This window comes from Nocardioides potassii (assembly GCF_021648885.1).
Lineage (GTDB): Bacteria > Actinomycetota > Actinomycetes > Propionibacteriales > Nocardioidaceae > Nocardioides > Nocardioides potassii.
The window spans coordinates 212,983-227,334 of sequence record NZ_JAKJHZ010000003.1; the positions used below are offsets into that span (position 1 = coordinate 212,983).

Genomic DNA, 14,352 nt, shown 5'->3' on the forward strand with positions numbered 1-14,352 from the left:
CCCGGCCCGGGCGTCAGCCGACGGTGACCGGGAGGACGAGGTCCGCGCGCTCGCGGGTGGCAGCCGACAGCCGGGCGTTGGCCTCGTCGCTCCGCTCGACCCACGCCGTCGCGTCGGCGGGCGACTTGCCGAACTGCTCGTGCCGGCGCACGAGGCGCTGTCGTCGTACGTCGTCGTCGAGGTCGACGTACCAGCACGCGGCCAGCAGCGGCCGCACGCGCTCCCACCCGCCGTGGGGCAGCAGGAGGTAATTGCCCTCGGTGACCACCAGCCGAGCCGTCGGCGGGATCGCGATCGCGGCCGCGACCGGCTGCTCGAGGTCGCGCTCGAAGCCGGGGACGTAGAGCGTGCGGTCCGGCTCGTCGTGGAGCCGCCGGAGGGCGGCGACGTATCCGTCGACGTCGAACGTCTCCGGCGCCCCCTTGCGGTCGCGCAGGCCGAGCCGGTCGAGCTGGACGTCGGCGAGGTGGAAGCCGTCCATCGGCAGGTGCCCGACGTCCGGGCCGAGGTCGGCGAGGAGCGCGTCGGTGAGCGTCGACTTGCCCGCGCCGGGCGGGCCGGTGATGCCGAGGATCGCCCGCCCCTGCGCGGGTACCAGGGCCCGGGCGCGATCGACGAGCTCCATGTCAGTCCAGCGCTCTGAGGTCGGGCGGCACGTCGACCGAGTGGGCACGCAGCACCTCGAGCGGTACGACGTCGAGCGCGCGCTCCGAGGTCGCCGACAGCACGACCGGTGCGGCGACCCCGGCGTCGTACGCCTGCAGCCAGCGCACGGCGACCACGCACCAGCGATCACCCGGCACCAGGCCGGGGAAGTGCCACTCCGGGCGAGGGGTGGAGAGGTCGTTGCCCACGGAACGCTGGTGGGCGAGGAACTCCTCGGTCATCACCGCGCAGATCGCGTGCAGCCCGACGTCCTGCGGGCCGACGGTGCACGTGCCGTCTCGGTGGAACCCGGTCACCGGGTCGGTGCCGCACGGGTCGAGCTCGCCGCCGAGGACGTTGCGCTCCGTCATCTCCTACCGCGTCCCGAAGGTGCGGCTAACGACCTCGTCGAAGACCCGGTCCGGCAGCAGGTCACGGGAGGTGGTGATCACTCGCGCGCCCCGGCCGACGGGGTAGCGGGCGGCGGGACGCCTCGCCACGGCCGCCTTCACGATCTTGTCCGCGACCTCCTCCGGCGTCGACGCGCGGGACGGCTCGTCGAAGCGGGTGAGCACGGCGTGCGCGCGCCGTGCGTGGTCGGCGTACGCGCCGTCGCCGGAGCGCTCGAGCAGCGAGTCGCGGGCGATCTCGTTCCACTCGGTGCGGATCGGGCCGGGCTCGATGAGCACGACCTTGATCCCGAACGGCCGCAGCTCCATCCGCAGGCTGTCGCTGAAGCCCTCCACCGCGAACTTGGTCGCGTGGTACCACGCCCCGAACGGCTCGTAGAACTTGCCGCCGATCGAGGAGATGTTGATGATCCGGCCCGACCCCTGCGCGCGCATGTGCGGTGTCACCAGCTGCACCAGCCGGGCGAGACCGAAGACGTTGACCTCGAACTGGCGCCGCGCCTCGTCGATCGGCACGTCCTCGACGGCGCCGTACGACCCGTAGCCGGCGTTGTTGATGAGGACGTCGATCCGTCCCTGCTCATCCACGGTACGCGCGATGCCGGCGACCATCGAGTCGTCGTCGGTGACGTCCATGGCGAACGTGTGCACGCCCTCGGCCTCGAGGCCGGCCATCTTGTCGACACGGCGCGCGACGGCGTACACCGTGAAGCCCTGGGCGAGCAGCGCGCGGGCGGTGGCCTCGCCGATGCCGGACGAGCCACCGGTGACCAGCGCGACGCGAGAGGTGGCGGAAGAGGTCATGCCGCGAGCGTAGTCCGGAGGCGGGTCCCCCGTTCGTGCACGGAACGCCTCCTCGAGGGCGCATACTGGACGGACGATGACCTCCTCGCACGGCTCACGGCCGAAGCACCTCAGCAGCAGTCCGTTCGCCCCGCCGGTCGAGGAGGTGTTGGAGGTCTTCGAGGTCGGCGACCGCGTCTGCCACGACCTCTACGGGCTCGGGAGCGTCTCGGCGGTCGACAGCCACGCGGTGACGGTGGACTTCGGCGCCCAGTCGGTGCGGATCAAGCCGCCGTTCGCCAAGCTGCAGCACCTGTAGGTCGCGCGCACGCCCGGCACGTCCCGGCGTGCGGTCCGGTCAGCTCGTCCACGTGAGGCGGTAGCCGACGCCGCGGACGGTGTCGAGCGAGCAGCAGTCGACGTGCTCCTCCACGAGGCGGCGGCGCAGGCGACGTACGTGCGCGGCGACCCGTTCGGTCTCGCGGTGGGCGCTGCCGAACATCACGAGCGCGAGGTGCCGGGTGGGGACGGTGTGGGTCTCGGCCCGGATCAGCGCACCGAGGAGGCGGTACTGCGCGAGGGTGATGCGCAGCGCGAGGTCGCGATGTCGGACCTCCCAGTGCTCCTCGTCGAGCACGAGCCGGGACCTTGCCGGAACGGGCGTCGGTACCAGCGGGGCAGCGGCGGGGGCGGCTGCGACGGCCGCCATCGACAGCAGCTGACCGGCCTGCTGGACCGCCCAGGCCCGCGCGGCCTCCGACCCGATGTGGGACTCGGCGGCCACCACCAGGGCCTGTGCGAGAGCGGCGTACGCGACGGTGGGATGGGCGACCGAGGCCGCCGCGCCCACCCCGAGAGCGAGCGTCATGTCCGGGACGGTAGGTCCGGCGTGGCGGCTTGACTACACCCTTTCGACGCATCGTGAACGTGTTCACGAGCTGTCGGCATTGTGTCGGCATCCGAGGGGTCGGCAGGGCTGTCCTGACAGCGGCCGAGCGACCTACGTTGCGAGAGCCGACGGGCATCCGGGCGTCGTCGGCACTCACGGGGAGCAGGTCGCCATGACCGGTCGGGCACGCGTCATCGAGGGCAACGTCGGCAGCACGGGGGTGGCGGTCCGGTCGTTCCTCGCCAGGTGGGTCGGGCTCCTGCTCGTCATCGGCATCTGTCAGATCGTCGTGCAGGCGACGCTCGCCCCGGCCCGGGCGGTCACCGCGGTCGCGGTGGACACCCCGACCCTGCTCCACGGCAACGGCGCCCGCCTCACCTGGCGACGCGCCGCCGACAGCGACTTCACGAGGTACGACGTCCACCGCGGCACCGCGGCCGGCTTCACCGCCACCGACGCCAACCGGATCGCGCGCATCGGCTCGCGGGTGACCAACACCTTCACCGACGACTCGGCCAAGGGGAGCACGACCTACTACTACAAGGTCGTCGTGGTCACCGCGTCCGGCAGCGCGTCGAGCGAGGTCGCCGCGACGCTCCCGGCGGCCGGCACCAGCCGCCTGCTCATCCCGGCCACCCCGTCCACGGTGGACGCCACCTCCATCGGCGCGCTGTCCTCGACCTCGACCTTCGCGTGCGGCAACGACACCAGCTGGGGCGGCGCCGGCTACATCTACGCCGGCAGCGACACGACCACTTGGATCCTGCGCTCGCTCCTGCGCTTCGACCTCAAGGACATCCCGGCCAAGGCCACGATCACCAAGGCTGACCTCGGCCTCACCTACATCGCCACGAGCAACACCGACACCGGCATGCGCGCCCACCGGATGACGCAGGGATGGACCGAGGGCACCGTGACCTCCGCTCAGTGCGGACCCGGTGCCGGCGCCACCTGGCGCGAGTCCGCGCCCGGCGTGCAGTGGCGCAAGGCCACCGCCTTCGCGACCGGCGGCACCTACGACGCCACCGGGATCGCCCCCACCGGCGGCACGCACTCGCGCGCGACAGCCGGCAAGGACACGTTCAACCTGACCTCCATGGTGCAGGCGTGGGCCAACGGCTCGCCCAACCACGGCCTCCTGCTCAAGCAGGCGACCGAGGACCGGACCACGGCCTCCCGCGTCACCTACAACTCCGACGACGCCACCACCGCGGCCAACCGTCCCGTCCTGGACGTCACCTGGACCGACGCGACCAAGAACGTCGCACGATCCACCTCCGTCGACACCGCTGCACCGCTACCGGGCAGCACCGTCAGCGGTACGACGACGCTGGGCGCCGAGGCCTCCGCCGCCCGCGGCGGGGCGACGGTCACGTTCAAGATCGACGGCACCGCAGTGGGCACCGACGCGACGGCGCCCTACGCGCTGTCGTGGAACTCGGCGTCGGTCTCGTCGGCGCAGCACACGCTGACGACCGAGGTGAGCACCCCGAGCGGCGTCGTGGAGACGTCGTCGTCGACCTTCACCGTCGACAACTCCCCGGCCCCCACCGGCGTCGCGATCACCACGCCCGCAGAGGGCGCGAAGGTCGGCGGCTCCGTCACCGTCAATGCGACGGCGACCGACGACCGGGCGGTGAGCAAGGTCGTGCTCAGCGTCGACGGGTCGGTCGTCGAGACCGACACCGCAGCACCGTTCTCCTTCACCTGGAACACATTGGCCCCCCTGACGCAGGCCTTCAACGGCAGTCACGTGCTGAAGGTCGAGGCGGTCGACGACAGCGGTCGCACCACCGAGTCGTCGGTGCGCAACGTGACGGTCGACAACAACCTCGTCGGGTCCACCGCCGGGCCGTTCAAGGCGTCGTTCTTCCTCAACGAGGTCGGGTCGTCCAACTACACCCCGTTCGTGCTCCCGCAGATGCTGGAGACCGACCGCAGCTTCACCACGGCGACCACCGAGACCACGACCTACGGCAGCGGCTCCACCGGGACCAAGGGCGGGACGCTCACCACCTCGCCCAGCTGCGACGCGTGCGGCAGCGGATCGACCACGGCCACCCTGCAGAGCACGGACAGTGGTGCGGCCAGCACGTCCGGCAGCAAGTCCGGCAGCAACTCGACCAGCGCGACCACGGACCCGGCTTCGATCGAGGTCATCGAGACCGCCCAGCCCTCGGACGACCCGGTGTCGCCGTACGGCTTCAAGCTCGACGTGGACGTCACCAACCAGTCGACGATCCCGTGGAAGTCCAACACCACCGGCACCGGCCTCCAGCTCTGGTACCGCTGGTACACCGACGACGGTGTGGTCCTCTTCGAGGCGCCGGGCACGGACTACTTCCCGTCCACCCTCCAGCCGGGCCAGACCAAGCTGATCCCGGTGACCGTCGAGCCGCCGCCGCTGCTGAACGGTGCCCAGCGTGACCGCATCCGGCTGCGATTCGACATCTACGACAGCGCCAACGGCAAGTGGTTCTCCCAGGGCGGCAACGCGCCGGTCGACAACCCGGTCATCGTGAACAAGATCCAGTCCGAGAACCTCGGCCTCGAGCGCTACTGGCAGTACGAGCAGCTCGCCACCGGCGCGGGCAGCTCGGCGTACACCAACGCCAACAACGGCAACCTGCTCTGGCGTTGGTCGCCGTGGGCCACCCCTGGGCGCGGCATCTCGAGCATCGTCGACCTGACCTACAACTCGCTGGAGGAGCACTCGGACTCCCCGGCGGGCGAGAACGTCTCGCTCAACGTGTCCGGGCTGCTGCGCTTCGGCTCGCGGCTCGACATCCACCCCAACCAGGCCGACAAGAGCACCGGGCAGAACACGCGCTACGTCCGCTTCGTCGACGGGGACGGATCGGCCCACGAGTTCACCGGGCAGCTCGACTCCTCGGGCAACGTGGTGTGGACCGAGCCCGCAGGCGTGAACCTCTACCTGCGCAGCTACCCGTCGACGACGGACGCCCGCAAGTACTGGGCGCTGACCCGCCCCGACAACCTCACCTACTGGTTCGACCAGGACGGCTACCCGCGACTCGTCGAGGACACCAACGGCAACCTCCTCGAGTTCGTGCTGGAGGCCACGCCACCCGGCCAGGACCCGGGCGGTCCGAAGATGCGCGTGACGAAGGTGGTCGACCCGGGCGGTCGGGCGTACGTCGTCGACTACTACGACAAGGACGAGGTCAAGGGCGGCCGCGTGCGCGGCAACGTCCAGTCGATCGCGGACCACTCCGGCTCGCTGCTGCTCTTCGACTACTACGACGACGGCAACCTGATGCGCGTCACCCAGCAGGGTGGCACCACGGCCGCGGGGGTCGCGGTCGCGGACCGGTCCTTCGTCTTCACCTACACCAACCCGAAGGGCGACGCGCCGGCTCTCGCGACCGCCGCCGAGCGGCTCAACCCGCCGCAGAAGGTGACCCAGTCGGTGAAGCTCTACTCCGTCATCGACCCGAGGAAGAACGAGACGACCTTCGCCTACTGGGGTCCGACGCCGGACTCGAAGAACCGCTGGAAGCTGAAGAGCTGGAACGACCGGCTCGGCAACCAGACCTCCTTCACCCACGACTGGGCCAACCGGACGATGACGACCGCGCTGCCCCTGGGCCGGACCTACGTCTACGGCTACGACCTCTCCGGTCGGGTGACGAAGATGACCAACCCCAGGTCCGAGGTCTCCCTCATGGAGTGGACGGCAGACAACAAGGTCTCGAAGGTGACCTTCCCGACCGGGAAGACGAACACGTTCACCTACAACGCCAACGGCTACCTCACCTCGCAGACCAACGAGCTGGGCGAGAAGAGCGTCATCACCTACGAGGACCGCAAGGTCGACGCGCTGGACACCCGCCTGCACTGGAACGTCATCAAGGAGCGGGTGATGCCGATGGGCGTCGCCACCACGACCGACGCCAACGACTTCGTCTGGCGGTACGGCGCTGACTCGCGGGGCAACATCACCAGCATCACCGACCCCGAGGGCAGCCGTACGAGCACCGCGGACGACTTCACCACGCGCTACACCTACGGCGCTCCGGGCACGGCGACCGCGGGCCTGACGCTGACCAAGACGATGCCGATGGGTGGCGTGACGCGCTACGAGTACCACGTCTCGGGACAGCCGTCGAAGATCACCGACCCGGTCGGCGCCCTCACGACGTTCGGCTACGACGCGGACTCACGCGCGCAGTGGATGCAGGACGCGGTGCACCAGGGTGACAGCGGCACCGACGTGCGTGCCTTCCGCACCTACTACGACTTCGACGAGTTCGGACGTGTCGTGCGGCAGAGCGCGCCCAAGTCGACGGTGGCGGACCGCGGCACGCTGGTGTGGAGCGTGACCGAGCAGGACCCCAACGACAACGCGGTGTCGAAGTACATCCCGGTCTTCGCCGACGCCTCGGGCGCTCCTGTCGACCCGAGCACGCCCAGGACGGTCGCCGTCTACGACAAGATGGACCAGGTCGTCAGCAACACCGAGCCCGGTGGCGCGCAGACGACGATGGTCTACGACGCGGCGGGCCGCACCGCGAGCATGACGCGGCCGCGTGGCCAGGGCACGTCGGCGCAGGACTTCACGACCGTGACGACCTACGACCTGCTCGACCGGGCCACCCGCACCGCGCAGTACGGCCTGTCGGCGACCGACGTGCGCTACACGCACACCTGCTACGACCTCGCCGGTGACGCCGTCGCGCAGGTGTCGGCCGGTGCCGGTGTCGCGACCGTCGACTGCGGCGCCCTCGGCGCGTACACCCACGTCACCCGGATGGCGTACGACGCCGCGCACCAGCTGACGACCAAGACCGACCCGATGGGGCGGCAGTCGCGCACCGCCTACGACGCGAACGGCCGCACCACGTGGAGCGAGACCGACATCGACCGCGGCGCGGCCCGCGTGCAGCGCACGACGATGTACTACGACCAGCGTGGCCTGACGACCAGGCAGGTCGAGGTCTTCGACAAGCAGGCCGGTCGCGAGCTGACCACCATCACGCAGTACGACCAGGACGGCCGCGAGACGCTCACCGCCTCGCCGCGCGCGGTCGACGCCGACGGTGGTGCAGGCACCTACACGCAGTTCGCGACGCGCAAGACGTACGACGCCAACGGCCAGATGGTCCGCGAGGAGCAGCCGACGAAGTCGGGCGAGGAGAAGCGCTACGTCCACGCGTCCTACGACAAGCTCGGGCGCACGCTGTGGACGTCGTTGCCCACCACCGAGACCGACCCCAACCTGGTGAGCGACCTGGCCAAGACCGAGAACACCTACTACGACCCCGGCTGGATCCGCACCCTCGGGAAGAACGCCAACCCGGCGCTGCTCTTCGACTACAACGCCTTGGGCCAGCAGACGTCGCGCCTGCCGGCCAAGCCCGGCACCGCCGACGACTGGAACTACGCCCGTCGCACCAGCTGGACGTACACGCCGGACGGCATGAAGTCGTCGATGACCGACTACCAGGGCGGCATCACGACGTGGGAGTACGACCTCCACGACAACATCGTGAAGGCCTACGACCCCGCCGGACAGTCCGTCGGCTTCGACTCCGCGGTGTCCACCCGGGCGTCGTACAACGGCTTCGACGAGGCGATCGAGACCAGCTACAAGCGCGACTCGGAGGCGAACTGGAAGTACACCGAGTTCACCTACGACCGCGAGGGCCAGATCACGCTGCGTCTGGAGAACTCCGAGCGCGACGCGGCGGGCGCCCAGGTCAAGGCGCCCAAGCGGGTCGAGCTCACCTACGACCAGAGCGGTTTCATGACGCGTCAGGTCAACCTCGGGACGACCGGTGACTGCGTGGACGACGAGCGCACCGACACCACCTACTACGACACCGGCTGGGAGCGGCAGCGCACCTTGCGCCGGGCCAAGGCGGGATGTGGCCCGGACTCCGCGACGTGGGGCGTTCGCCAGACGACGAGCTGGACGCACTTCGACAACGGCAAGCTGCAGACCCTCACCACGAAGGACACCAGCGGACGCACCACCGAGGCGCACGACGTCGGCTACTTCGCCTCCGGCCGCTACGAGGACGGCAACCGGGTCACCGACAGCTACCTGCTGCTCCGGTCCGAGACGTCCGCGGACACCGGCGGGGACGCCACGAAGTGCGTCGCTGCGAGCCGGTGCAACCGCACCTACGAGTACGACGCCCGTGGCAAGGTGCTCAAGGACGACATGGGCAACGGCACCGTCATCACCTACGCCTACGACCAGCCGAGCTACCTCGACGGCGACCAGACGCTGCGTTCGGGCAACGTGACGACCCAGGTCTCCGACGGCACCACCACCAACAAGCGCTACCTGGGCACGCGGCTCACGGAGACGCTCGTCGGCGGTACGTCGGTGTCGAAGACCTGGTACGACGACTTCGGCAACCAGGACTGCGTGACGAAGACGGGCGGCACGAAGGCCGACTGCAACGGGCCGCGTGACCGGGCGAGCGCGAACGTGCTCACCGAGTACACCTACGACCCGCTCGACCGCCAGATCGCGCAGGCCTCCTACGAGGGTGCCGGTGCGCCGACGGACAGCTCGCAGTACATCTACGACGCTCTCGACCGCACCCTGCAGGAGACGGAGCAGCACGAGAACACGGCCAACAGCCGTACGACGGACTTCTCCTACATCGGCCTGACGACCCAGGTCGGTGAGGAGAAGCAGACCGGCGGCACCGACCCGCGCACCAAGACGTACTCCTACAACGCCATGGGGCAGCGGATCTCGATGACCGACGTGTCGTCCAAGACCGACAACACGCAGCCCAAGGAGTCCTACACCTACGGCAACGACGTGCACGGGTCGCCGTCGCAGCTGCTCGACGAGGACGGCAAGGTCGAGGCGTCCTACGGCTACGACGCCTACGGCAACGCGCAGGACGACCAGGGCGGGGAGTCGCTCAGCAGTGGTGACACCGACGACCAGGCGCCGCTCAACCCCTACCGGTTCTCGGGCAAGCGGCTGGACTCCGGCACGGCGGGGACCAACGAGAACGCCACCTCGATGAACATGGGGGCACGGCGCTACGGCCTCGACACCGGCCGGTTCCTGCAGGAGGACATGTTCCAGTCCTCGCTGGGAGACCTGGGGCTGTCGACCGACCCGCTGACGCAGAACCGCTACGCACTGGCCGGCGGGAACCCGGTCTCCAACATCGAGATCGACGGGCACATGGCGCTCGCCGACGGCGGTGGCGGCGGCACGACGTCGGGCGGCACGTCGACGGAGTCGTCGGGGGAGTCGTCGACGAGCGAGGACTCGACCGACTCCGAGGAGTCCGACGACGACGATGACGGGGGCGGCATCGGGGGCTGGTTCTCCGACCGCGCCGAGGACGTCAGCGACTTCGCCGACGACGCCGGCGACTGGGTCTCCGACAACGCCTCCGAGATCGGTCACGGCGCGCTCGACGTCGCCGGGCTGGTGCCGGTCATCGGTGAGGTGGCCGATCTCGGCAACGCCGCCTGGTATGCCGCTGAGGGGGACTACGCCAACGCGGCGTTGAGCGCCGCCGCGGCGGTCCCGCTCGCCGGGTACGGCGCCAGCGCGGTCAAGGCCGGCAAGTACGCCAAGAAGGCGACCGACGCCGTCCAGGGGGCACAGGACGCCGCTACCGCGAGCAAGACCGCCAGCAAGATGTGCTCCTTCTCCGGGAGCACCAAGGTGGTGATGGCCGACGGCTCGACGAAGGCCATCAGCAAGGTCGCCGTCGGTGACGAGGTCCAGGCCCGCGACCCGGAGACAGGCGAGCGGGTGGGCAAGAAGGTCCTCGAGACCTTCGTGCACACCGACACCCTCGTGAAGCTCAAGGTCGGCAGGGAGTCGATCACCACCACCACGGACCACCCGTTCTGGAACGTCGACGACGCGGAGTACCAGCGCGCCGACGAGCTCGACCGCGGTGACCGGGTGCTGGCCAGCGATGGCCGGGTGGTCAAGGTGCGCGGGATCCGGGCGGGCAGCGCCCGCACCGGGACCGCGTACAACCTCGAGGTCGCCGACATCCACACCTACCAGGTGGGTGACGCCGGGGTGCTGGTGCACAACTCGTGCAAGACCCAAGCAGCTTTCGACGACTTGTCGAGCATGCGCAGCGAACTGGGCTTGGGAGAGCACGCCGGCAAGGGCTCGCCCACCCTCGCCAGGCTCGACGTGGAGGGTCAGGGGTCGACCTACGGAATCAGCGGGCACGGGCAGGACGTGACGATGAAGTCCAACGCGATCTCACGCACGCACGCCGAGGGCGACGCGATGCAACAAGTCGTCAACAGGGGCGGCGCGGGAGGTTCGAATGCATCGATGTACATCGACCATCCGGGCGGTCTGTGCAAGGCCTGCGGTACTTTCGGCGGAGTGCGCACCATGGCCGACGAAGCCGGAATCGGGCGCTTGGATGTCTTCTGGCCTGGAGGGGGAACCACGCTGTGAACGTTTCGTGGGACGACGACGACGGCGAGCACGACGACACCGCCGAGTGGCGTGCTGTCAGCGATCTGATCGAGTCCTTGGACGGCGACGAGCGGACACACGTGAGTCTGGGTGATGGCGAGGCGCACTTGGTCTGCGGAGGGTCTGCGAAGCAGGGACTTGTCCTCTTCGTCGGGCTCGAGGGCGAGATCCACCAGCTGCTGTCCGAGACACACCGCGGCGAGGAGGAGATGGTCGAGCTGGTTGCGGCGGGCCAGCCTGGCGAGTATCCCGTCAAGTTCGTCGTCGACGTCGCGTCCGCGCGCAAGGCAGCTCGGACGTTCATGGAAGACGGAGCCGTGGATCCGTCACTGGAGTGGGAACGGCAGTAGCGACGCGTGAGCCGGATCGAAGTCGTCCATCGGCACCCAGCGTGGCGGGATCGCTCGAATTTCATCATCGCGGCGAACATCGACCCAGGCAGCACGGGCGTCACGACCGAGCAGCTGTGGGCACGGCAGGACGGGGATCGGTACGAGATCTGCTGCATCCCGTTCTTCGTGTACGACCTCGCTCTCGGGGATGTCGTGGAAGTCGACGGCGACCACGTGATGACGCAGGTGGTCGAGAAGTCGGGCAGGTACGTGTTCCGGGTCCACTTCGGCCAGACGGACCAGCCGCGGGACGAGGTGGTCGAGCGGCTGCAAGCGATGGGTGCGATCCCGGAGTGGTCTTCCCGCAGCCTGGTCGCCGTGGACGCGCGAGACGAGTCCCACGCACAGGAGGTGGCGGACTTCCTTCAGGAGCAAGAGGACGGCGGACACCTCATCTACGAGACCGGAAGGCGCTAGCCGCGGCCGAGCCAAGAGCCTGCCCGTCCGTGGTCACGCGACAGCGAAGCCATATGCCTTGGTGGGTACGACGAGGACCTGACACGCGGAAGACAGCCACCCCGAAGGGCCTTGCGCCCTCGGATGCCCTCGCTACGTTGGAACGCATGACTGACGACAAGCAGCAGGCAGCGATCGAGGCAGCGCAGCGGGTGGTGGACGAGGTGAGCTCGTGGCAGTACAGCGCCGAGGACAGCACCATCGCGCAGCAGCTCGACGAGGGCCTCGCGAAGGCGCAGGTCTCGATCAGCGACGACGAGAAGACCCGCATCCTTGCCGAGATCGACGGGATGAAGGACGAGAAGTCGAGCGCGCCGCAGGTCCGGTCCGCCTCGCCGGTGGAGTGATCCCGTGGACTCGCGTGGGGTGCTGACGGAGGCGTTCGGCCGGATCACGGAGCTGTACGACGGCGTGGCCGAGGGGCTCGACGACGAGACCCTCCACCACCGACCGGGCGGCACCGGCAACCCGATCGCCTGGCTGCTCTGGCACCTGGCGCGGGTGCAGGACGACCACGTCGCCGACCTCGCGGACACGCCGCAGGTGTGGGAGGAGTGGCAGGAGCGGTTCGGCCTGCCCAACGGCACGGACGACATCGGCTACGGACACACGAGCGAGCAGGTGGACGCGATCCGGATCTCCGATCCCGAGCTGCTCGTCGCCTACCACCACGAGGTCACCCTCGCGACCGCGCGCTACCTCGAGACCGTCGACGAGCGCGAGCTCGAGCGCGAGGTCGACCAGCGCTGGGACCCGCCGGTGACCGCCGGCCAGCGACTGGTGAGCATCATCGGCGACTGCCTCCAGCACCTCGGGCAGGCGGCCTACGTGAAGGGCCTCCAGCAGGGATGACCACCCGCTGGCTGTTCGGCGACCAGCTCGGCCCGCACTTCACCGAGGACCACCGCGGCCCGCTGCTGATGGTGGAGTCGAAGGCGGTGTTCCGGCGGCGCCGGTTCCACCGGGCCAAGGCACACCTCGTCCTCAGCGCGATGCGGCACCGCGCCGCGCAGCTGGGCGATCGGCTGACCTACGTGCAGGCGGAGACGTACGCCGACGCGCTGCGTGGCCGGGACGACGTGGAGGTCGTGCACCCGACGTCGTACGCCGCACTCGGTCTGGTCGAGCGGCTCGGGTGCAGCATCCTGCCGCCGCGGGGCTTCGCGACGCCGCGTGAGGACTTCGAGCGGTGGGCCGAGGGGCGCAAGGGCAAGCGCCTGCTGATGGAGGACTTCTACCGTCGCGCCCGGCTCGCGCACGGCGTGCTCGTGGAAGACGGCGAGCCGACCGGCGGCCAGTGGAACTTCGACCACGACAACCGACAGCCGCCGCCGAAGGGCGCGACGACGCTCGGCGTCACCGAGCCGTGGTGGCCGACCGAGGACGACACCGACGCCGAGGTGCGCGACGACCTCGATCGCTGGGAGAGCGAGGGCGTCGAGCTCATCGGCAAGGACGGGCCACGGCTCTTCGCCGCGACGCGGCGCGAGGCCCTGGCGGCGCTCGACCACTTCGTCGAGCACCGGCTGCCGGAGTTCGGCGCCCACGAGGACGCCATCCTCGAGGGCGACCCGTGGATGGCGCACAGTCTCGTCAGCGCGCCGATGAACCTCGGCCTGCTCGACCCGCTCGAGGTCGTCGAGCGTGCGGAGGCGGCGTACCGCAGCGGCGCCGCACCGATCGCGAGCGTCGAGGGGTTCGTGCGGCAGGTCATCGGGTGGCGCGACTACGTGTGGCACACCTACTGGCACCAGGGCGACGGCTACCGGCGTGAGAACGCGCTGCGGGCGACGCAGCGGATGCCGCAGTGGTTCACCGAGCTCGACGCTGACGCGACCGACGCGCGCTGCCTGTCGCACGCCCTCGGCCAGGTCGCCGAGCACGGCTGGGTGCACCACATCCCACGGCTGATGGTGCTGGGGTCGTACGCCCTGCAGCGTGGGTGGGCGCCCCAGCAGGTCACCGACTGGTTCCACCGGGCGTTCGTCGACGGCTACGACTGGGTGATGGTGCCCAACATCGTCGGGATGTCGCAGCACGCGGACGGCGGCGTGATGATGACGAAGCCGTACACCTCGGGCGGCGCCTACATCAACACGATGAGCGACCACTGCGGGTCGTGCCGGTTCGACCCGAAGGTGCGGGTGGGGGAGGACGCGTGCCCGTTCAGCGCGGGCTACTGGTGGTTCCTGGACCGGCACCGCGAGGCGTTCGCCGGCAACCACCGGATGTCGCGCGCGGTCAACGGGCTCGACCGGTTGAAGGACCTCGCCGAGCTGGTCGAGCAGGAGGACGCGCGCGGCAACCGTGCGCCGTGAC

11 protein-coding genes are annotated in these 14,352 nt (G+C 69.8%); 7 read left to right on the forward strand and 4 right to left on the reverse strand.

Translation table 11 applies throughout. The features are described 5' to 3' along the window. Positions 1-13 precede the first annotated feature (13 nt). Genes L2K70_RS02405 through L2K70_RS02415 form a run of 3 tightly spaced genes read right to left on the reverse strand, consistent with a single transcriptional unit; the run spans position 14 to position 1,859 of the window. Positions 14-625 (reverse strand): nucleoside/nucleotide kinase family protein, encoded by a 612-nt coding sequence (locus L2K70_RS02405; RefSeq protein ID WP_236398450.1) that lies wholly within the window; start codon positions 623-625, stop codon positions 14-16. Between the two features lies 1 nt (position 626). Continuing rightward, positions 627-1,016 carry a DUF2237 family protein gene (locus tag L2K70_RS02410; protein WP_236398453.1) on the reverse strand — a complete coding sequence of 130 codons (390 nt, stop codon included), beginning with the start codon at positions 1,014-1,016 and terminating at the stop codon, positions 627-629. A gap of 3 nt (positions 1,017-1,019) precedes the next feature. Next, positions 1,020-1,859, reverse strand: coding sequence for an oxidoreductase (locus tag L2K70_RS02415; protein ID WP_236398456.1), 840 nt, complete (start codon positions 1,857-1,859; stop codon positions 1,020-1,022). Between the two features lie 76 nt (positions 1,860-1,935). Here L2K70_RS02415 and L2K70_RS02420 point away from each other — a divergent pair, with 76 nt between their 5' ends. Continuing rightward, entirely contained in the window at positions 1,936-2,157 is a 222-nt protein-coding gene (locus L2K70_RS02420) for a hypothetical protein (protein ID WP_236398459.1), read from the forward strand. A gap of 39 nt (positions 2,158-2,196) precedes the next feature. Here the strand turns inward: L2K70_RS02420 and L2K70_RS02425 are convergent, their stop codons facing one another. Further along, positions 2,197-2,706, reverse strand: coding sequence for a winged helix-turn-helix domain-containing protein (locus L2K70_RS02425; RefSeq protein WP_236398462.1), 510 nt, complete (start codon positions 2,704-2,706; stop codon positions 2,197-2,199). 193 nt (positions 2,707-2,899) lie between these two features. On the opposite strand from L2K70_RS02425, the gene L2K70_RS02430 reads away from it, so the two are divergent. The 6 genes from L2K70_RS02430 (at position 2,900) to L2K70_RS02455 (ending at position 14,351) form a co-directional block, all read left to right on the forward strand. Then, positions 2,900-11,164, forward strand: a complete 8,265-nt coding sequence (locus L2K70_RS02430; protein ID WP_236398466.1) for an Ig-like domain-containing protein — start codon at positions 2,900-2,902, stop codon at positions 11,162-11,164. Continuing rightward, positions 11,161-11,535, forward strand: a complete 375-nt coding sequence (locus tag L2K70_RS02435; protein ID WP_236398469.1) for an Imm1 family immunity protein — start codon at positions 11,161-11,163, stop codon at positions 11,533-11,535. Before L2K70_RS02430 ends, L2K70_RS02435 begins: the two co-directional genes overlap by 4 nt. Before the next feature lie 6 nt (positions 11,536-11,541). After that, on the forward strand, positions 11,542-11,994 hold the full coding sequence (locus L2K70_RS02440) for a DUF4265 domain-containing protein (protein WP_236398471.1): 453 nt from the start codon (positions 11,542-11,544) through the stop codon (positions 11,992-11,994). A 146-nt stretch (positions 11,995-12,140) separates the two neighbouring features. Beyond that, positions 12,141-12,380 (forward strand): hypothetical protein, encoded by a 240-nt coding sequence (locus L2K70_RS02445; protein ID WP_236398474.1) that lies wholly within the window; start codon positions 12,141-12,143, stop codon positions 12,378-12,380. A 4-nt stretch (positions 12,381-12,384) separates the two neighbouring features. Further along, a complete protein-coding gene (locus L2K70_RS02450; RefSeq protein ID WP_236398476.1) occupies positions 12,385-12,885 on the forward strand; it encodes a mycothiol transferase in 501 nt (166 codons plus the stop codon). Then, a complete protein-coding gene (locus tag L2K70_RS02455; RefSeq protein ID WP_236398479.1) occupies positions 12,882-14,351 on the forward strand; it encodes a cryptochrome/photolyase family protein in 1,470 nt (489 codons plus the stop codon). Before L2K70_RS02450 ends, L2K70_RS02455 begins: the two co-directional genes overlap by 4 nt. The last annotated feature ends 1 nt before the right edge of the window (position 14,352 follow it).